General features: G+C 69.1%; 17 protein-coding genes. 9 read left to right on the forward strand and 8 right to left on the reverse strand.

Annotation, left to right across the window (positions count from 1 at the left end; genetic code table 11):
• The first annotated feature begins 1 nt into the window (after position 1).
• The 4 genes from Q0581_RS11365 (at position 2) to Q0581_RS11380 (ending at position 4,738) form a co-directional block, all read left to right on the forward strand.
• Positions 2 to 1,351 (forward strand): trypsin-like peptidase domain-containing protein, encoded by a 1,350-nt coding sequence (locus tag Q0581_RS11365; RefSeq protein WP_298700389.1) that lies wholly within the window; start codon positions 2 to 4, stop codon positions 1,349 to 1,351.
• A gap of 302 nt (positions 1,352 to 1,653) precedes the next feature.
• Positions 1,654 to 1,989 (forward strand): DUF2794 domain-containing protein, encoded by a 336-nt coding sequence (locus Q0581_RS11370; protein ID WP_298700391.1) that lies wholly within the window; start codon positions 1,654 to 1,656, stop codon positions 1,987 to 1,989.
• An 86-nt stretch (positions 1,990 to 2,075) separates the two neighbouring features.
• Positions 2,076 to 3,911: a cation:proton antiporter gene (locus tag Q0581_RS11375; protein ID WP_298700393.1), complete on the forward strand. Its 1,836-nt coding sequence runs from the start codon at positions 2,076 to 2,078 to the stop codon at positions 3,909 to 3,911.
• Positions 3,912 to 4,102: 191 nt separating this feature from the next.
• Entirely contained in the window at positions 4,103 to 4,738 is a 636-nt protein-coding gene (locus Q0581_RS11380; protein ID WP_298700395.1) for a TetR/AcrR family transcriptional regulator, read from the forward strand.
• 283 nt (positions 4,739 to 5,021) lie between these two features.
• Here Q0581_RS11380 and Q0581_RS11385 read toward each other — a convergent pair whose 3' ends face one another.
• The gene (locus Q0581_RS11385; protein ID WP_298700397.1) at positions 5,022 to 6,164 is read right to left on the reverse strand and encodes an aromatic ring-hydroxylating dioxygenase subunit alpha; all 1,143 of its coding nucleotides are present in this window, start codon (positions 6,162 to 6,164) and stop codon (positions 5,022 to 5,024) included.
• 119 nt (positions 6,165 to 6,283) lie between these two features.
• Between Q0581_RS11385 and Q0581_RS11390 the strand changes: the two genes are divergently transcribed.
• Both Q0581_RS11390 and Q0581_RS11395 read left to right on the forward strand, forming a co-directional pair.
• On the forward strand, positions 6,284 to 7,228 hold the full coding sequence (locus tag Q0581_RS11390) for an alpha/beta hydrolase (RefSeq protein ID WP_298700399.1): 945 nt from the start codon (positions 6,284 to 6,286) through the stop codon (positions 7,226 to 7,228).
• Between the two features lie 122 nt (positions 7,229 to 7,350).
• A complete protein-coding gene (locus Q0581_RS11395; protein ID WP_298700401.1) occupies positions 7,351 to 9,423 on the forward strand; it encodes a transglycosylase domain-containing protein in 2,073 nt (690 codons plus the stop codon).
• A gap of 9 nt (positions 9,424 to 9,432) precedes the next feature.
• Here the strand turns inward: Q0581_RS11395 and Q0581_RS11400 are convergent, their stop codons facing one another.
• From Q0581_RS11400 to Q0581_RS11410, 3 genes are all read right to left on the reverse strand, one after another.
• Complete coding sequence (locus tag Q0581_RS11400; RefSeq protein WP_298700403.1) at positions 9,433 to 10,158, reverse strand: M48 family metallopeptidase; 726 nt, start codon at positions 10,156 to 10,158, stop codon at positions 9,433 to 9,435.
• Positions 10,124 to 11,407, reverse strand: coding sequence for a polyhydroxyalkanoate depolymerase (gene phaZ / locus Q0581_RS11405; RefSeq protein ID WP_298700405.1), 1,284 nt, complete (start codon positions 11,405 to 11,407; stop codon positions 10,124 to 10,126). Before phaZ ends, Q0581_RS11400 begins: the two co-directional genes overlap by 35 nt.
• 108 nt (positions 11,408 to 11,515) lie before the next feature.
• The gene (locus Q0581_RS11410) at positions 11,516 to 12,142 is read right to left on the reverse strand and encodes an SCO family protein (RefSeq protein WP_298700407.1); all 627 of its coding nucleotides are present in this window, start codon (positions 12,140 to 12,142) and stop codon (positions 11,516 to 11,518) included.
• Positions 12,143 to 12,186: 44 nt separating this feature from the next.
• Here Q0581_RS11410 and Q0581_RS11415 point away from each other — a divergent pair, with 44 nt between their 5' ends.
• A complete protein-coding gene (locus tag Q0581_RS11415; protein ID WP_298700408.1) occupies positions 12,187 to 13,722 on the forward strand; it encodes an ActS/PrrB/RegB family redox-sensitive histidine kinase in 1,536 nt (511 codons plus the stop codon).
• 55 nt (positions 13,723 to 13,777) lie between these two features.
• A complete protein-coding gene (locus Q0581_RS11420) occupies positions 13,778 to 14,332 on the forward strand; it encodes an ActR/PrrA/RegA family redox response regulator transcription factor (protein WP_298700410.1) in 555 nt (184 codons plus the stop codon).
• A gap of 10 nt (positions 14,333 to 14,342) precedes the next feature.
• Here Q0581_RS11420 and Q0581_RS11425 read toward each other — a convergent pair whose 3' ends face one another.
• Genes Q0581_RS11425 through Q0581_RS11435 form a run of 3 tightly spaced genes read right to left on the reverse strand, consistent with a single transcriptional unit; the run spans position 14,343 to position 16,590 of the window.
• Positions 14,343 to 14,723, reverse strand: a complete 381-nt coding sequence (locus Q0581_RS11425) for a Tat pathway signal protein (RefSeq protein ID WP_298700411.1) — start codon at positions 14,721 to 14,723, stop codon at positions 14,343 to 14,345.
• 35 nt (positions 14,724 to 14,758) lie between these two features.
• Positions 14,759 to 15,760 (reverse strand): biotin synthase BioB, encoded by a 1,002-nt coding sequence (bioB, locus tag Q0581_RS11430; protein ID WP_298700412.1) that lies wholly within the window; start codon positions 15,758 to 15,760, stop codon positions 14,759 to 14,761.
• Positions 15,761 to 15,798: 38 nt separating this feature from the next.
• Positions 15,799 to 16,590, reverse strand: coding sequence for an aspartyl protease family protein (locus Q0581_RS11435; protein WP_298700413.1), 792 nt, complete (start codon positions 16,588 to 16,590; stop codon positions 15,799 to 15,801).
• 284 nt (positions 16,591 to 16,874) lie between these two features.
• On the opposite strand from Q0581_RS11435, the gene ahcY reads away from it, so the two are divergent.
• Positions 16,875 to 18,266 carry an adenosylhomocysteinase gene (ahcY, locus tag Q0581_RS11440; protein WP_298700414.1) on the forward strand — a complete coding sequence of 464 codons (1,392 nt, stop codon included), beginning with the start codon at positions 16,875 to 16,877 and terminating at the stop codon, positions 18,264 to 18,266.
• 117 nt (positions 18,267 to 18,383) lie between these two features.
• Here the strand turns inward: ahcY and lpdA are convergent, their stop codons facing one another.
• Complete coding sequence (gene lpdA, locus Q0581_RS11445) at positions 18,384 to 19,796, reverse strand: dihydrolipoyl dehydrogenase (RefSeq protein ID WP_298700415.1); 1,413 nt, start codon at positions 19,794 to 19,796, stop codon at positions 18,384 to 18,386.
• Positions 19,797 to 19,915 lie beyond the last annotated feature (119 nt).

The following is a 19,915-nucleotide window of genomic DNA, read 5'->3' on the forward strand; positions in this document are numbered from 1 at the left end:
CATGCGCCGCCTGCCGACCGTTTCGATCCTGAGCCTTGTCATCGCCGCCGGCCTGTCGGGCGGGGCCATGGCCCAGACCGCCTATCAGCAGGCGATCCAGCGCGCGCCGGCGACCAGCGAATTCCCCATGCCCTATGACAGCAGCCGCGGGGTGTTCAGCTTCGCCGCCGGGCTGGAGCGCAGCCTGCCGGCCGTGGTGCAGGTGACGACCCTGGGCGTGTCGCAGGGGCCGACGACGGGCGGCGGCGAACCCTCGCCCATCTCGGGCGGATCGGGCGTCATCGTCGATGCGGCCGAAGGGATCATCGTCACCAACAACCACGTCATCAAGGGCGGCCAGAAATACACGGTCGATCTGATCGACGGCCGGCTGTTCGATGCGGTGCTGATCGGCGCCGATCCGGCCACCGACATCGCCGTGCTGAAGATCGAAGGCGAACGCCTGACCCAGGTCGAGACGATCGATTCCGACACCCTGCGCACCGGCGACCTGGCCTTTGCCGTCGGCTATCCGCTGGGGCTGGACCAGACCCTGACCATGGGCGTCATCTCGGGCCTGAACCGCTCGGGCCTGGGCGACGCGATCGAGGACTATATCCAGACAGATGCGGCCGTGAACTCGGGCAATTCGGGCGGGCCGCTGCTGGACAGCCGGGGGCGGCTGATCGGCATCAACACCTCGATCCTGTCCGGCGGCCTGGGCGGCGGCAACGACGGCATCGCCTTCGCCGTGCCGACCCGGATCATGCGCCATGTGGTCGATCAACTGCGCACCCATGGCGAGGTGCGGCGCGGCAAGGCCGGCGTCATCGTCGGCTCGCTGAACGCCAAGCGCGCCCAGGCCCTGGGTCTGCGGATCGTGCGCGGGGCGGTGGTGGACGACGTGGCCCCCGGTTCGCCGGGCGAGCGGGCGGGCCTGCGGCGCGGCGACGTCATCGTGCGCCTGGGCGACCGGCCGGTGGCCAACGCCGGATCGGTGCAGACGGGCGTGGGCATGGCCGCGCCGGGAACCAGCCTGCGCATCGTCTATCTGCGCGACGGTCAGGAAACCTCGGCCTCTCTGGCGGTCGAGGCGGGCGAGACGCCGCGCGTCGTGGCCGGCCGCGACGTCGTGGCCGCCCTGGGCGCCCAGATCGGCGACCGCGACGGCCGCCTGATGGTTCTGTCGGTCGAGGGCGGATCGCCCGCCGCCACCGGCCGACTGAAGGCGGGGGATGTGATCGTTTCGGTCGCGGGCCGGGCCGTGGGCGACCGCGCCGCCCTGGCCGCCGCCCTGGGCGCCACCTCGGACAGCGTGACCCTGACGGTTCGGCGCGGCGGCGAAACCCTGGACCTGACGATTTCGGGATAGGGCCAGACAGCAAAACGCCCGCTCGGCCGGGAGGGGGAGGGTGGCGGAGCGGGCGTCTCGCTTGGAGGAAGCATCGGCCCGCCGAAGCCCTTAGATGGAAGATCCAGGGGGCTGGGGGGGCTGTTCAGGATCCGGGACCGTTCCGAACTCCGGCGAGCCGATGATTGAAACCTCGGCCCCCAAACAGGCGGGCGAAGGACCGAAACAGGGCCTTTTCGTGTCGGTTTCGTTAAGGGCCCTTCGCGCGTGAAATCGGCGGTCGGACGGTTGCGCCGGGCCGGCGCCCGCCTAATCTCAGGGTCATGAGCTTCGACGTCTCCGGCGCGCCGCCCCTGCCCGGTCCGGTCTTTTTCGACCGGCGCGAACTGACGCAGATTCTGTCGGTCTATGGGCGACTGGTCGCGGCGGCCGAGGCGCGGGACTACGCCCTGTCCGATGGGCGCGAGGCGGCCGAGTTCGCCGTCTTTCGCCGCACCGGCGACGCCCCCGCCTGGCGCATTGAGAAACGTCCCGCGCTTCAGACTCGCCAGGGCCAGTGGGCGGTGTTCGGCGAGGGCGGCCAGATTCTGAAACGCGGCCGCGACCTGGCCCAGGTTCTGCGCGTGTTCGAAAGCCGGCGCTTCACCGTGGTGCGCTGACGCTTTTTGCGCGCCGCGCCCGCGAAAACCTCTGGCGCCCCCTCGGGCCGGTTTGCGATGATGGCGCGACTTTCAAGGCAGGGCGGATGACCGGACACGGGGCGGGCGACTACAAGGACCTGGTGGTCTTTCTGGCGGCGGCCGGAGTTCTGGTGCCGCTGTTCAACCGGTTCAAGGTCAGCCCGGTGCTGGGGTTCCTGGCGGCGGGGGTGCTGCTGGGGCCGGACGGGCTGGGGCGGTTCGCCGACACCCTGCCGTGGCTGCGTTACCTGACCATCGGCGACGAGGCCCAGATGCGCCAGCTGTCCGAGCTGGGCGTCGCCTTTCTGCTGTTCATGATCGGGCTGGAGCTGTCGTGGGAGCGGCTGCGCGCCATGCGGCGGCTGGTGTTCGGCCTGGGCCTGTTGCAGGTCGTGCTGTGCGCCGTGGTCCTGGCGGGTGTCTTCATGCTGATGGACCAGCCCCTGGCCGGGGCGGCGGTGCTGGGCATGGGGCTGGCCCTGTCGTCCACGGCCGTGGTCATGCCGGTCCTGGCCGAGCGCGGACGGCTGAAGGGCGCGGTGGGGCGATCCACCTTCGCCGTGCTGCTGGCCCAGGACCTGTCGGTCGCGCCGATCCTGATCACCGTCACCGTGCTGGCGGCCCTGGCCCAGGCGGGCGGCGACCTGGACCCGCATGTGCTGGGGTCGGCCCTGTTCACCCTGATCCCGGCGGCGGTGGGGCTGGCGCTGCTGGTGCTGTTGGGGCGTTTGGTGTTGCGGCCGCTGTTCCGCCTGGTGGCGCGGGCGCGGCGGCCGGGCCATGGCGGCGAACTGTTCCTGGCGGCGGGCCTGCTGGTCGTGGTCGGCGCCGGGGTCGCGGCCCAGGCGGCGGGCCTGTCGATGAGCCTGGGCGCCCTGGTCGCCGGGGTGCTGCTGGCCGAAACCGAATACCGGCGCGAGGTCGAGGTCTCGATCGAGCCGTTCAAGGGCCTGCTGCTGGGCGTCTTCTTCGTCGGCGTGGGCCTGAGCCTGGACCTGGACGCCGTGGCCGCCGACCCGCTGGGGGTCTTCGGCCTGGCGGCCCTGATCACCGGGGCCAAGATCGCCATCATCTTCAATCTGGCGCGGTTGTGGGGCCTGTCGGTGCGGGCGGCGGCCGAGACGGCCCTGGTGCTGGGCCCGGCGGGCGAGTTCGCCTTCGTCATCCTGGCCGCCGGCACGGTCGAGGGGGTGGTGTCGGCCCAGTTCGCGGACACGGTCCTGCCGGCCGCGACCATCAGCATGTTCTGCGTCCCCCTGCTGGCCTATCTGGGCCAGACGATGAACCGGGCGGGCACGGCGGCCGAAACGGAGGCTCAAGGCGCGGCCCTGGCGCCCGAAGACCTGCGTCCCGAAGGCGCGGTGATCCTGGTCGGCTTCGGGCGCGTCGGGCGGCTGGTCGGCGAACTGCTGGCCGAACACGGCCAGAGGTTCATCGCCCTGGACAGCGATCCGGCCACGGTGGCCCAGGCGCGAAAGGACGGGTTCGAGGCCTATTACGGCGACGCCGCGCGGCCGGAGCTTCTGACCCTGTGCGGCGTGGCCGCGACCCGCGCCCTGGTGGTGACCATGGATTCCGCGACCAAGGTCGAGGATGTGGTGCGCGCCGCCCGCGCCCTGCGCGACGACATGATCGTGATCGCCCGCGCCCGCGACGACCGCCATGCGGCGCGGCTGTACGCCCTGGGGGTCACCGACGCCGTGCCCGAAACCACCGAAGCCAGCCTGCAGCTGGCCGAAAACACCCTGGTGGACCTGGGCGTGCCCATGGGTCTGGTCCTGGCCTCGATCCACGAGAAGCGCGACGAGTTCCGCAGCCTGTTCCAGGCGGCGGCGCCCGAGGGCCGGAGCGTGCGGCCCAACCGGGCGCTGCGCCGCACCGTCCGGCGCGACCCGGCCTGAGAACGGCGAATTTTTCCGCGACGGAGATCACGGCCACCGTCCGTTAATAGGGACACCCCATTTTGGTCATCGTTCCGTGATCTGAACCCTTCCTTCGGTCGCCTCCCCCGTCGATCGCCCCTCCCCAGTCCGGTCCGGTCCCGTCGCTGACGGGCGCTCCGGCCGTCGTATTGAGTAGAGTTCGCCGCTTCATGCCAGACATCGCCCCCACCCACGAACAGCCGCGCCTGAACCGCCGTCAGGCCGCCAAGATCCGCACGCGCGGCAAGGTTCTGGACGCCGCCCGCGCCCTGTTCGCCGAGCGCGGCTATGACGCCGCCACCATCCGCGACATCGCCAAGGCCGCCGGCATGTCGACCGGCGCCGTCTTCGCCAATTTCCAGGACAAGGCCGAACTTTTCGAGACCGTCCTGGCCGACGAAATGGCCGCCCTCCTGACCGCCGTCCAGGCCGGCACGCCCAAGGACGGCCCTGTCGCCGACCGTCTGGTTTCGGCCCTCAGCGCCGGTTACCACCGCTCGCTGGACCAGCTGCCGCTGATGCAGGCGACCATCGCCCGCTCGTGGTTCCAGCCGGCCGAGGCCGACCAGCGCGCCCGCACCTTCACCCAGCCCCTGATCGACCATGTCGCCGGCGTGCTGCGCGACGGCGTCGGCGCCGGCCAACTGCGCCAGGATGGGGATTTGACCCTGCTGGCGGGCCTGGTGTGGACCCTGTTCGTGTCCAACTTCCGACAGGCGGCCTATGACGGGCTGGACTTGGCCCAGCTGGAGACCCGGCTGCGGACACAGATCGATCTGGTCCTTCAGGGTCAGCGCACCGCCTGATCCCACGAACCAATCATCGGACAAGGCCCCCGCAAGGGGGCCTTTTTCGTGGGCTGCATTCGCGTTGAAGGCTGGCGCGTTCATGCCCCTCCGAAATCACCGCTCATCCCCGCGAAAGCGGGGATCCAGGTCTTTGGGCGATGCATCGATTATTGTGATCCGCCATCGTCAGTCCTGAAACACCGGCGTCTCGATGACAGGACTGGATCCCCGCTTTCGCGGGGATGAGCGGAAATGCGGGGAAAGGCTGGCAGCACTCAGCGTGAGAACAGCCTTTTTCGTATCAGCTTTTCCAGCGCAGGGTCGTGGGCTGGATCGGATTGACGAAGTCGCGGCCCTCGGCGCGGCTTTTGATCCATTCGCGCTTCAGCTGCTGATACCATTTGGCCTGTTTGTCGGCGTCGTCGATCCAGATCAGGGCCGGGTCGTAGCGCAGGCCCTCGTTCTGCAGATTCACCATGCCGCCGTCCTGTTTCAGGAAGGCGACCACCCCCATCCGCAGGAAGGGTTTGGCCAGGCTGAACACCCAGTGGTCGGACCAGAAGATCTGGGTGATGCGGGTCTTCGTCTCGGTGATCGGCGTCAGGCAGGTCAGGGCCAGCACCTGTTTTTCGCCCACCTGAATGTGCTCCCAGCGATAGCCGGGCAGGCGGAAGGTGATCTCGGTCGCCGGCGCCCCGCCAAGGATTTTATAGGCCCGGCTGTTCGACGACGGCGCGTGCCGAACCATGGCCCAGCCGCGCTCGCTAGGGGCGAAGGCCTTGGCCTTTTCGTGCATCGAATGTTCGGACCGCCACCACCACTGCTGGTGGACATAGGGGCCATGCGCCGGGTCCATCAGGCCGACGGCCGCATGGTCGATATGGCTGTCGAAATCCATCCATTCGACCAGTTTGGCCCCGCCGCCGACCACGCCGGGAAAGACCGGCGGCTCGTGGTCCGGCTCGGACGGATTGCGCGGATCGGCCGCCATCCAGACGAAGACCATGCCCTGGCTCTCGCGCACCGGATAGGCGCGCACCTTGATCCGGTCCGTCTCGAACGCCTGATCCTGGACCAGGGACGGTATGGCCGCGCAACCGCCGTCGGGCCGGAACCGCCAACCGTGATAGGGGCATTCCACCGTCTGGCCTTCGCCCGGCTTGTCCACCACCCGGCCCGCCGACAGCGGCGCGGCCCGGTGCGGGCAGATGTCGCGCAGGGCGAAGACCTGGCCTGCCCCGCCCTGCGCCCCGCGGGTCCGGCCGATCAGAACCGGCTCGCCCATCAGCTCCTGCCGGCGCAGCGAACCGTCGGCCACATCGCGCGACAGGGCGACGAAATACCAGGCGTCGGTCACGAATCCCTTGCCGAAGGCGGTCGGCGGGGCCTTGGCCTCGGGCGCGGAGCGGGCCGGTTCGGCCGGGGCGTTTGCAGCAGCGGTCATGGCCCGTTCTTATCAAGAGCCGCGCGGCCTGTCGCGGCTGTCGGCGCCCGATTGACGCATCCACTTTGAAATGCAAAGTTGAGTGACGCCTTCATCCCTCTTCCGCCAGGAACCGCCCCATGCGCCTCCGTCTGATCGCCTTCGCCGCCGCCGCGACCCTGATGACCGGGGCGCCCGCCCTGGCCCAGAGCCATGATCACGGCTCCGCCGCCCCGGCCGGCCATGGTCATGCCCATGCCGACTTCCAGTCCGGCCGGTTCCACGTCCGCGTCGATGGGCCGGAAAACCCGATCGGCGACGTCATCCTGATCCCCGGCCTGTCGTCGTCGCCCCACGTCTGGGACGGGCTGACCGAGACGCTGAAGGGCCGCTATCGCGTGCATCGCATCCATGTTCAGGGTTTCGCCGGCGCCGAACCCAAGGACAACGCCTCAGGCCCCATCCTGGACGCGGTGGCCCAGGACCTGGCCCGCTACATCGCCGAACAGGGGCTGAACAAGCCGGCGGTGATCGGTCATTCGATGGGCGGCACCTTCGGCATGATGCTGGCGGCGCGCCACCCCGACAGCGTCGGCCGCCTGATGGTGGTGGACATGATCCCCTTCACCGGCGCCATGTTCGCCACGCCCGGCGTCAATCCGACCGTCGAAGCCGTGACCCCCGCCGTGGACGCCATGCACGCCCGCTCCATGGCCCTGAGCGACGAAGGCTACGCCGCCCAGGTCGCCGCCAGCGTCACCGGCATGATCAAGACCGAATCCCTGCGCGCCGGCCCCCTGCGCGATGCGGCGACCAGCGACCGCTCCGTGTCGGCCAACGCCTATCGCGAGCTGATGCTGACCGACCTGCGGGCCGAACTGCCGCGCATCACCGCGCCGGTTCAGGTTCTGTACGTCGCCTTCGAATTCCCGGGCATGACGCCCGAGATCACGGACACCATCTATCGGATGTCGTTCATGACCCTGCCGTCGGCCCAGCTGAAACGCATCAACGACAGCGCCCACTTCATCATGCTGGACCAGCCCGAACGGTTCACGGCCGAGGTGAACGCCTTTTTAGATTAATCCCGGCCACGGTCATGCTTTCGGCGAAAACGCCCTTCACGGTCGCGTGATAGGGGCTGGGCGTTTTCTCGACACCGACGTTCGGCTAGACCGGACGCGGCGACAGGGTCTTGAGGGTTTCGATGGCGGGTTTCGGTCGAGGCGAGCAGCAGGGCGCACCGCGCGCAGGGCGGTCGCCGTTGCAGAAGCTTCTGTACTGGTCGGCGGTTCTGGCCGTGTGGGGGGCGATCTTCCTGGTCGTCTTCTTTGCGGTCTTCGCGCGCGACCTTCCCGACACCTCCAGCCTGTATCAGGTCGATCGCCAGCCCTCGATCACCTATCTGGATCGCAACGGCGCCCTGATCGCCACGCGCGGCACCCAGATGGCGCCGCCGGCGGACCTGGACGCCCTGCCCGACTATGTGCCGGCGGCCTTCATCGCCATCGAGGACCGCCGTTTCTGGTGGCACCCCGGCTTCGACCCCATCGGCATGAGCCGCGCCATCGTGGCCAATATGCGCGCCGGCCGGGTGGTCCAGGGCGGATCGACCCTGACCCAGCAGCTGGCCAAGAACCTGTTCCTGACGCCAGACCAGAACCTGAAGCGCAAGGTGCAGGAGCTGATGCTGGCCGTCTGGCTGGAGATGAAATTCAGCAAGAAAGAGATCCTGGCCCTGTATCTGAACCGGGTCTATTTCGGCGCCGGCGCCTATGGCATCGAGGCGGCGTCGCAGCGCTATTTCGACAAACAGGCCAAGAATCTGACAGTGGGCGAGGCGGCGCTGCTGGCGGGCCTTTTGAAGGCGCCGTCGCGCTATTCGCCGGTGTCGGAATCCGAACGCGCCGCCACCCGCGCCACGGTGGTCCTGAACGAGATGCAGGACATGGGCGTCATCACGCCCGCGCAACGCGCCGCCGCCGTGCTGGAGCCGGTGCGGGTGTCACGCACCCTGGCGACCCAGCATGCCCAGTATTTCATCGACTGGCTGGACAAGTCGATCCGCGGCCTGGTCGGCGAACCGACCGAGGACCTGATCGTCGAGACGACCCTGGACCTGACGCTTCAGACCGCGGCCGAGCGCAGCGTGCGCCGCATTCTGGACCGCGACGGCTCGCGCGGCGTGCAACAAGCCGCCCTGGTGGCCCTTGACGGCGACGGCCGGGTGCGGGCCATGATCGGCGGCGCCAGCTATGCCGACAGCCAGTTCAACCGGGCCGTGGACGCCCGGCGCCAGGCCGGTTCGGCGTTCAAGCCCTTCGTCTATCTGGCGGCGCTGGAGGCCGGCTATACGCCCCAGACCCCGGTGGTGGACGAACCGATCCGCATCGGCAACTGGTCGCCGCGCAACTATTCGGGGACTTTCGCGGGTCAGATGACCCTGGCCCAGGCCGTGGCCCAGTCGACCAACACCGTCGCCGCCTCGGTCGCCGACCAGATCGGGCGCGACAGCGTGGCCCGCGCCGCGCGGCGCCTGGGCATCACCAGCCGCGTGGGTCTGGAACCGGCCATGGCCCTGGGCGCCGTCGAGGTGTCGCCGCTGGAAATGGCCACCGCCTATGACGCCTTCGCCAACGGCGGGCGCCGGGTCGAGGCCTATGGCATCAACCGCATCCGCACGCCCCAGGGCCGCGTCATCTATCAGCGCAGCGCCAGCCCCGAGACCTCGGGCCAGGCGATCAACAATCCGTCGCTGTATTACCTGAACCAGATGCTGCGCGGGGTCGTGACCGGCGGCACGGCCCGGTCGGTGGCCATTGGCGGGCGCGACCTGGCGGGCAAGACCGGCACCACCTCGGATTACAAGGACGCCTGGTTCGTCGGCTACACCGGCGGCTTCGTCGCCGCCGTCTGGGTCGGCAAGGACGACAACACCGCCATGCGCGGCGTCACCGGCGGGGCCGCGCCCGCCGCCATCTGGAAGGGCTTCATGGAGGCGGCCCTGCCGCGCCTGAACGCCCCGCGCATTCCCGACGGCCCGGCCATGCCCGAAGGCTGGCAGGCGCCCGATCCCATTGGCGACCTGATGGGCCAGATCGGCGACGCCCTGGGCGGCGGCGCGCCGTCACAGCCGGTCGATCCCAACCAGGGCGAGCCCTATCGCCCCGAACCGGAACGCCCGACGCCTCCGGCCCAGCCTGTGGTGCGCCCAACCGCGCCCCAGCCGTCCGAGGCCCGCCTGCCGCCCGAGCCCAAGGCCGACCCGCTGTTCTTCTGACCGGCGGGTTCAGCGCCCCACGGCGTGCAGGGCGCCGCCATGGTCGCGCAGCCATTTGCGATGCGGCCGATGATCGCCCACCAGCCGCTGGACCACCGACCAATAGGCCGGGCTGTGATCGGCGTGAACCAGGTGCGCCACCTCGTGCGCCGCCAGATAATCCAGCACCTCAGGCGGGGCCATCACCACCCGCCACGAATAACGGATGGTGCGCCGGTGCGGGCTGCAACTGCCCCAGCGCGAGGTGGTGTCGGCGATCGACACCGTCACCGGCCGCTGGCCCAGCGTCTTCAGATGCACGTCCGTGCGCTCGGTCAGGGCCTGGCGCGCCAGGCGCTTCAGCAGGTTCTGGACCCGGCGCGAAAAGGCCTCGCCTTCGCCGCCAGAGACGATCTGCATCCCCTCGTCCGTCTGGACCAGCCGCGCCGCCCCGGCCCCGCCGGTCGCCCGCAGGGTCACCGGCCGGCCGTGCAGCAGGATCTGGGCATCCGGCGCCAGGGGCGCGCCGTCCGGTCGCGCCGCCATCCGCTCGGCGATCCAAACCGCCTTCTGCCGCGCGAAGGCCACGCCTTCCTCCAGGCGCCGGGCGCTGGGGGCCGTGACCACCGCCTCGCCCGCGCGGGCGTCGATGCGGATCGAGATGCGTCGCGCCCGGGCGTTGACCGCCAGCCGCAGGTCCAGCGGCCGGGCCGTCAGCCCTTCAAGCCGCAGTCGCTGGCCGTGCTGATAGGCCACCGGCCGCCTCTTCGTTGCGGGCGATGAAGTCGCGCACCCGCGGATAGATTTCGTCGCGGAACCGCCGGCCGTTGAACACGCCGTAGTGGCCCACCTTGGGCTGGACATACAGTTCGCGGCGGTCGTCGGGGATGTTGGGCGTCAGGCCGTGCGCGGCCTGGGTCTGGCCCACGCCCGAGATGTCGTCCATCTCGCCCTCGACGGTCATCAGGCCGATGTCGGTGATGGCGCCCAGGTCCACCGGGCGTCCGCGATGCTCCAGAAGGCCGCGCGGCAGCAGGTGCTGCTGGAAGACGATGTCGATGGTCTGAAGGTAGAATTCCTCGCTCAGATCCAGCACCGACAGATATTCGTCGTAGAATTCCGCGTGCTTCTGGGCGTTGTCGCCGTCGCCGGCGACCAGATGGCCGAAATAGCGGCGATGGGCGTCGACGTGCTTGTCCTCGTTCATCGACATGAAGCTGTAGAGCTGGACAAAGCCCGGATAGACCCGCCGCCCGGCGCCCGGATACGGCAGGGGCGTGGTGTGGATCATGTTCGACTTGAACCAGGCGAAGGGCCGTTCCTCGGCCAGCTGGTTGGTCACGGTCGGCGACAGGCGCGCATCGATGGGCGAGCCCATGAAGGTCATGGAGGCCGGGCGGTTGGGATCGCCGTCCTGGGCCATCAGGGCGCAGGCGGCCAGCACCGGCGGTCCCGGCTGGCAGACGCCGACCACATGGGCCCCCGGTCCGACCTTGGCGATCATGGTGCGGACGTGGTCGATATAGTCGTGGAAGTCGAAACGGCCCTCCAGCATCGGCACGTTGCGGGCGTTCTCCCAGTCGGTGACATAGACGTCGTGGTCCTGCAGGAAGGTCTCGACCGTGCCGCGCAGCAGGGTGGCGTAATGGCCCGACAGGGGCGCCACGATCAGCACGGCGGGCGCCGCCGTCGGCTTCCTGGCGCGGCGCAGATCGCCAAGATTGCGCGCGAACCGCACCAGACGGCACCAGGGCGAGGCCCAGATCACCTGTTCTTCGGTCCGCACCGGCTTGTCGTTGATCTGGACCGTCTCCAGCCGCCAGTCCGGCTTGCCGTAGCGGCGGGTCAGATTCTCGAACAGTTCGGCCGAGGCATAGGCCGTGCGCCCGATGGCGGTGTCGGCCATAGGATTGAACGGTGAAGTCCAGAAAGCCCGCGCCATCTGCGCGCCGATCCGAAACGGAGCCGCCGACTGATAGGCGAGCTCATGAAAGGAATAGAGCATGGAATCCTGTACGCGGCCCCCGCCAATTGCTGCAGGGCAACATAAAACGCGCATCGGCGCAAAAGGATTATGAACACGGCTGCGTCATCGCCGCCGCCATCACCGCCCTCAGCCCCGAGCCATGGCCCGGCGGATGACGTCGGCCGAACGCTCCGGCCCCAGGTCGTGCGCCAGGGCGGCGCGGAAACGGCCGTCCGGCCCCATCAGATACAGGGTCAGGGAATGCTGCATCGTATAGCCCTCGCCCTGGCCTTCCTTTGAGTACAGGGCGCGATAGGCGCGGGCGGCGCCGGCCACCTGTTCCGGCGTGCCGGTCAGGCCGATGACGCCGCGGGGGAAGCCCTCGCTGGACAGATAGTCCTTCAGCGTCTGGGGCGTGTCGCGTTCGGGATCGATGGAGACGAAGACGATCTGCAGGTCGCGCGCCTGGTCGCCCAGCCGGTCCTGCGCCGCCTTCAGCACGCCCAGGGTGGTGGGGCAGTAGTCGGGGCAATAGGTGAAGCCGAAGAAGACCACGCTCCATTTTCCATTCAGGATCGTCTGGTCGGCCGGGCGGCCGTCCTGGTCGACCAGCTGGAAGGGGCCGCCGATCTGGGGCTGGCCGGTCTGGGACACCTCGATCGCGCCGGCTGAAGGCTCGCCGCGCCGGGTCGCGGAGACGATGGTCACCACGGCGATGACGGCCGCCAGAACCACACAGGCGGCGGCGAACAACAGGATGGAGCGACGGGGCATGACGGCCTCTCACGGTTCGGTGCGCGGCGGTCTATAGAGGGCGGGTGAGTTTTGAAGAAGCCCTGTCGTCGTCGCAGCCCGAGCCGCAGCCCGCGGTCCTGGCCGGCTGGCGCGAGACGCCGCGCCGGGGGCGGGGCCTGTCGCTGCGCACCCTGATCATCCTGCGCTGGCTGGCGCTGGCGGGTCAGACCGCGACGGTGCTGACGGCCTATTTCGCCCTGCATTTCCCCCTGCCGTTATGGCAGTGCCTGGCGGTGATCGCGCTGAGCGCCGGGGTCAATCTGGCCGCCACCTCGCATCTGAAGCGCACCGACAACCGTCTGCCCGACGGGCGTCAGACGGCGTTCCACCTGGGTTTCGACATCCTGCAGCTGGCGACCATGCTGGCCCTGACGGGGGGGCTGGAGAACCCCTTCTGCCTGCTGCTGGTGGCCCCGGTGACCATTGCGGCCGCCGCCCTGCCGTCGCGCCAGGCCATGCTGCTGGGCCTGATGGTGCTGATCGCCACCGGGGTGATGTTCTACTGGTCTCTGCCGCTGCCGTGGCGGATGGGCGAGCATCTGGACCTGCCGCCGCTGTACCGCTTCGGCATGGGGCTGGCGCTGGTGACAGGGGTGGTGTTCACCGCCGCCTACGCCTGGCGGGTGGCGACCGACGCCGAGAAGCTGGAGCTGGCCCTGGCCACGACCCAGGACGTGCTGCAACGCGAACAGCGGCTGGCGGCCCTGGGCGGGCTGGCGGCGGCGGCGGCGCACGAGTTGGGCACGCCGCTGGCGACCATTCAGGTGGTGGCCAAGGAGTTGCTGCGCGCCTCGCCCCCCGACAGCCCGGCGGCCGAGGACGCGGCCCTGATCCTGCAACAGTCCGAGCGCTGCCGGGGCATATTGCAGCGCCTGTCCCAGCGGCCGGAACAGGGCGACAAACTGTATGCCGATGTGGGGCTGAAGGCCCTGCTGGAAGAGGTGATCGAGCCGCACCGGGGCTTTGACCTGGAGTTCGAGGTGGCGGTGCTGACACCGCCCGGCCGCACCGCGCCGCGCGTCAAACGCCTGCCCGAGATCATCCACGGCCTGTCGACCCTGGTCGAAAACGCCGCCGACTTCGCGCGCAGCCGCGTGGTGGTCCAAGCCACGGTGGACGCCGGCTGGATCGAGATCGCCGTCATCGACGACGGCCCCGGCTTCGCCTCGGAAATCCTGCCGCGCCTGGGCGAACCCTATGTGACCAGTCGTCCGCATGGCAAGGCGCGCCAGGCCCTGGCGGCCCAGATCGCCGCCGCCGCCGCCCGCCCGGTCACCCGGCGCGGCCGCAAGGCCCCGCCGCCGACGCCAGACGCCGAACCCATCGCCCCCAGCCAGGGCGGCATGGGCCTGGGCTTCTTCATCGCCCGCACGCTGCTGGAGCGGACCGGCGGGGTGCTGAGCGTCGGCCCCGCCTCGCCCGAGGCCGGCCGGCGCGGGGCGGCGCGCGGGGCGCGGGTGGCCGTGCGCTGGTCGCGCCAGACGCTGGAGGCGCCGCCCGATCCGCCGTCCGGCACCGCTGTTCCGCCCTCGGCCCAAATGTCGCAGGACGGCGGCTGAACCTTGACCGGGCGCAGGATCGACCCGACCTGAGGCCCCAGGAGACCCAATCCCGATGTCCGATCTCGAAGCGCGTATCGCCGGCCTGCCCGACCGTTCCCTGCTGGTGCTTGACGACGACCAGGCCCTGCGCACCCGCATGGGCCGGGCGCTGGAGGCGCGGGGCTTTCAGGTCACCCTGGCCGGATCGGTGGCCGAGGCGACGCAGATCCTGCGTGAAGGGGCGCCCGCCTTCGGCGTTCTGGACATGCGGCTGGAGGACGGCAACGGCCTGAAGGTGGTCGAGGCCATGCGCGAGCGGCGCCAGGACGCCCGCATCGTCATGCTGACCGGCTATGGCGCCATCGCCACCGCCGTGGCGGCGGTCAAGGCCGGGGCGGTCGACTATCTGTCAAAGCCCGCCGACGCCGACGATGTGGTCAAGGCCCTGCTGGCGGTCGGCGATGCGCCCGAACCGCCCGAAAACCCCATGAGCGCCGACCGCGTGCGGTGGGAGCATATCCAGCGGGTCTATGAGCTGTGCGATCACAATGTGTCCGAGACGGCGCGCCGCCTGGGCATGCACCGGCGCACGCTGCAACGCATCCTGGCCAAGCGCGCGCCCCGCTGAGCCTGCTGCTCTAGACGGCCATCACGGTGCCTAACAACAGCCGCGCCCCCGCGCGGCCCAGCACCCGGTCCGTCGCGGCCTGAAGATCGCGTGACAGCGCCAGAATGTCCGGCGGCGCGCCCGGCAGCATGGCCTGGGCCGTGCGCTGGCACACTTCGGCATAGGCGGCGCGCAGGCGCGGGGCCGACTGTTCCGCGCGAAGACGCAGGGCCGCATCCGCCACATCCACCCCCGTCTCGACCGAAAAGACGCCGCGCCGCCCGCCGGGCCGCGTCACCGTGGCGGTGATGGTGGGCAGGGGCAGATAGGCGTTGGCCGCGCCGCCGCCGCCTCCGCCGCTCGTCTTGGCGGGTCCGGGCTTCGACAATCCGATCAGGGCGCGACGATCCATGGCCGCAGCCTAGGCCGTGCCCGCTTAAGGTCCGGTTACGCGGCGGCGGTCGCGCGCTCGGCGACGGCCGGCTTCAGGTCCAACAGGGCGAACAGGGCGGCGTCGGCGTCCTGTTCCGGGTTGGGCGTGGTCAACAGCCGCCCGCCCACGAAGATGGAGTTGGCCCCGGCCAGGAAGCACAGGGCCTGAAGCTCGGCGCTCATGCCCTCGCGTCCGGCTGACAGGCGCACCCGCGACCGGGGACAGACCAGCCGCGCCACCGCCACCGTGCGCACGAACTCGATCGGGTCGATCTCGCCCTCGTTCAGCACCCGCTCGCCCAGCGGCGTGCCGGCGACCGGAACCAGAGCGTTGACCGGCAGACTGTCGGGATATTCCGGCAGGGTGGCCAGGGCGTGCAGCAGGCCTGCGCGGTCGCGGCGCTCTTCGCCCATGCCGACAATGCCGCCGCAGCAGGTGCGCATGCCCGCGTCGCGGACGTGGGCCAGGGTGTCCAGACGGTCCTGATAGGTGCGGGTGGTCACCACCTCGGCATAGTAGTCCGGCCCGGTGTCCAGGTTGTGGTTGTAATAGTCCAGGCCCGCCGCCTTCAGCTGCTTCGCCTGGTCGGCGTTCAGCATGCCCAGGGTGGCGCAGGTCTCCAGCCCCAGAGCCTTCACCCCGGCGATCATGGCCGCCAGCTTGGGCGTGTCGCGGTCCTTCAGCTCGCGCCAGGCGGCGCCCATGCAGAACCGGTCGGCGCCGCCGGCCTTGGCCGCCATGGCCTCGGCGATCACCGCCTGAGCATCCATCAGCTTCTCGGCCTTGAGGCCGGTCTTGAAACTGGCCGACTGGCTGCAATAGCCGCAGTTTTCGGCGCAGCCGCCGGTCTTGATCGACAGCAGTTGGCTTCTCTGCACCTCGGACGGATCGAACCAGCGGCGGTGCACGGTGGCCGCCTGATAGACCAGTTCCATGAACGGCAGGGCGAACAGGGCCTCGACCTGGTCCAGGGTCCAGTCGTGGCGAGGTTGGGCGGGATCGGGAATCGCTGTCATCGTGGCTGTGTCCGCCGAAGCGCCGGACAGGGCAAGTCTCAGACCTCGAACGTCAGATCGCGACGGCCGAAATCTATGGCCAGGCTGCGGAACACCCCCAACAGATCCACCCCCAACAACATGGCCGGCGCCTGGCCCAGCCCCCAGACGCCGAAGGTGTGGAAGTCCCCGACAAGAACCGGCGCCCGCTCCAGACTCAAAGGGCCGAAATTGAGGTTGCGCACCACCATCATTCGCGCCTCGGCGGTTTCTCCGGTGGCCGACTGGACCGGCCGCGTGCGCGATCCGTCACGACCGAAGGCGGGCAAACCTCCGACGGTGTCGATAAGGGCCGTGTTGACGATGGACGACTGGGCGCCGGTATCGACGATGGCCGTGACTGGACGGCCACTGACGGCCGCATCCAGCATGACCAGATTGTGGAACCCCACCCCTTCAGGCGACCGGAAGGGTACGGTCTGGTCCGTCGCGAACATCGAACGCCCTCGCGCCCGCGAGCGTCCGATCGTCATGCGATCACCGCGAAAGGCGATAAGCACCCGTTTCCGATCCAGCTCCACCGCGCTCAACAGACCATCCAGGCCCGCCATGCCGACGCGGGAGCCGACCGCCATCCGGGGGCGGGTCTGATGCAGGGCGCCACACCGAAGCCTTTCGGCCCGCACGGTCGGCGCCCGTTCACCCGACAACAGCGTATGCAGCATGATGTCGGCGTCCCGCTGCAACCCCAGAGGCTGGATCAGGTCATCCGCGATCATGGACATCGAGGCCGCGCTGTCCAAGGCGAAACGGAAGGGGCCGCGTTCATTCAGGAAGAGCTGAAGCGTCATCCGCCCCATTCGATCAACGCCGGTTTCGGCGCCCACCGCCGCCCGCCCTCCGTGTCCCAACGTCAAACTGGCGCCGACGCCTAGCAGAACAGCCCTGCGATCCAGTCCCATGGGACAGCGCTCCTTACCCGTCCGCACGCTGACAGTGACCCAGGTTCGGCGCAAATGAAGGCTTCGCAAGGTTTGATATAAGGATATCCTTATACGTTTATTGCCCCCGGCCCGGCGGCGGGCTATACGGCCGCGACCTTTCCCCGAACGACGACATCAAGGCCGTTCCCGACATGACCGATTACATCATCCGCGACATCGCCCTGGCCGATTTCGGCCAGAAGGAAATCGCCATCGCCGAAACCGAAATGCCGGGCCTGATGTCCGTGCGCGCCGAATACGGCCCGGCCCAGCCGCTGAAGGGCGCGCGGATCGCCGGTTCGCTGCACATGACCATCCAGACGGCGGTGCTGATCCAGACGCTGGAAGCCCTGGGCGCCGAAGTGCGCTGGGCCTCGTGCAACATCTTCTCGACCCAGGACCACGCCGCCGCCGCCATCGCCGCGGCCGGCACCCCGGTGTTCGCCGTCAAGGGCGAGACGCTGGAGGAGTACTGGGACTACGCCCACAAGATCTTCGAATGGGCCGATGGCGGTTACCCGAACCTGATCCTGGACGACGGCGGCGACGCCACCCTGCTGTGCGTGCTGGGGCCCAAGGCCGAACAGGACGCCAGCGTCCTGGACAACCCGCAGAACGAGGAAGAGGAAGCCCTCTTCGCCGTCATGAAGCGGTATCTGAAGGAAAAGCCCGGCTTCTATTCGGCCATCCGCGACGCCATCGGCGGCGTGTCGGAAGAGACCACCACCGGCGTGCATCGCCTGTATCAGATGGCCGAGCGGGGCGAGCTGCCCTTCCCCGCCATCAACGTCAACGACAGCGTCACCAAGTCCAAGTTCGACAATCTGTACGGCTGCCGGGAATCGCTGGTCGACGCCATCCGTCGCGGCACCGACGTCATGCTGTCGGGCAAGGTGGCGGTGGTCTGCGGCTACGGTGACGTGGGCAAGGGTTCGGCCGCGTCCTTGCGCCAAGGCGGCGCCCGGGTGATCGTGACCGAGATCGACCCCATCTGCGCCCTTCAGGCGGCCATGGAAGGCTATGAGGTCCAGACCCTGGAAGACGTGGCCGACAAGGCCGACATCTTCGTCACCGCCACGGGCAACAAGGACGTGATCCGCGTCGACCACATGCGGGCGATGAAGAACAACGCCATCGTTTGCAACATCGGCCACTTCGACAGCGAAATTCAGGTCGCCGGCCTGAAAAACTTCAAGTGGGACGAGATCAAGCCGCAGGTGCACCACATCGAATTCCCGGACGGCAAGAAGATCATCCTCTTGTCCGAAGGCCGTCTGGTGAACCTGGGCAACGCCACCGGCCACCCGTCGTTCGTGATGTCGGCGTCCTTCACCAACCAGACCCTGGCCCAGATCGAGCTGTGGACCAACGCCAAGGCCTATGACAAGTCGGTCTACACCCTGCCCAAGCACCTGGATGAGAAGGTCGCCTTCCTGCACCTGGCCAAGCTGGGCGCCAAGCTGACCACCCTGGCCGCCGATCAGGCCGACTATATCGGGGTGCCGCAGACCGGGCCGTTCAAGCCGGACCACTACCGCTACTAAAGCCGACATCGGTCGGTTCGGCCGCCGTCCACGGGCCGGAAAAGCCAAGGGCCTGATCGCGATACGCGATCAGGCCCTTTTGCTGTCTTGGGTCGCCCGGTTCGGCCTTGCCGGCCTTCAGGACTGCATGGTCCAGCCTTCCACGCCCATGGCCGCCTGGCGGACGGCTTCGGAGCGGGTCGGGTGCGGGTGGCAGGTGCGGGCGATGTCCTCGCTGGCGCCGCCGAAGGCCATGGTCACCGTGGCTTCCGAGATCATCTCGCCGGCCTGGGGGCCATAGATGTGCACGCCCAGCACCCGGTCGGTGGCGGCGTCGGCCAGCACCTTCACGAAGCCGTCGGTCTCGTGGTTGATCTTGGCGCGGCTGTTGGCGGCGAAGGGGAATTTGCCCTTCTTGAAGGCGACGCCGGCGGCTTTCAGCTGTTCCTCGGTCTTGCCGACCCAGGCGACTTCGGGGCTGGTGTAGATGACGCTGGGGACCAGGTCGTAATCGACGTGCCCGGCCTTGCCGGCGATGGTCTCGACGGCGGCCACGGCGTCTTCCTCGGCCTTGTGCGCCAGCATCGGGCCATGGGTCACGTCGCCGATGACCCAGACGCCGTCCTTGCCGGTCTTCAAGTGATCGTTGGCGATGAAGCCGCGCTTGTCGGTCTCGATCCCCACCGTCTCCAGCCCCAGGCCGGCGGTGTAGGGACGACGGCCGATGGCCACCAGAACCACATCGCCGCGCACCGTCTCGGCCGCGCCGCCCGCCGCCGGTTCGACGGTCAGTTCGACGCCGGCGTCATCGACCTTGGCGCCGGTGACCTTGGTCCCCATGCGGAAGCTCATGCCCTGTTTGGCCAGGCCGCGCTGGAAGGCGGTCGCCACCTCGCCGTCCATGCCGGCGCCGACGGCGTCCAGATATTCGATCACCGTCACCTCGGCCCCCAGGCGGCGCCAGACCGAGCCCAGCTCCAGCCCGATCACGCCCGCGCCGATGACGATCAGCTTGCCCGGAACCTTGTCCAGCGACAGGGCGCCGGTGGAATCGATCACCTTGCCGTCCACGAAATCCACGCCCGGCAGGGGGGTCGGCTCGGAGCCGGTGGCGATGATGATGTTCTTGGCCTGATAGGTCGTCTTGGCGCCGTCGGCGGCCTCGACCTCGACCTGACCGGGGCCGGCGATGCGGCCGCGGCCTTTCAGCCAGTCGACCTTGTTCTTCTTGAACAGGAATTCGATGCCCTTGGTGAGGGCGGTCACGCTGTCGGTCTTCTGCTGCATCATCTGGCCGAGATCCAGTTCCGGCTTGCCGACCTTGATGCCCAGGGTCGGGAACTCGTGGCCCGCGATCTCGAACAGCTCCGAGGCGTGCAACAGGGCCTTGGACGGCATGCAGCCGACGTTCAGGCAGGTGCCGCCCAGGGTGTCGCGCATTTCGACGCAGGCGGCCTTCAGACCCAGCTGGCCCGCACGGATGGCGGCGTTATAGCCGCCCGGCCCGCCGCCGATGATCACAACGTCATAGGTCGGAGCGGCGTCAGCCATGGCGGGTCGTCCTCGGGTCTGGATGGGGCGCAAAAGGGAGAAGGCGCGCCGGACTTACTAGCGATCAGCCCCCCGGGGTCAACCGCCGCGCCGGATATGGGCGCTCAACAGCCGTGACG

The sequence above is a fragment of the uncultured Brevundimonas sp. genome, from assembly GCF_937863155.1.
Taxonomy (GTDB): Bacteria; Pseudomonadota; Alphaproteobacteria; order Caulobacterales; family Caulobacteraceae; genus Brevundimonas.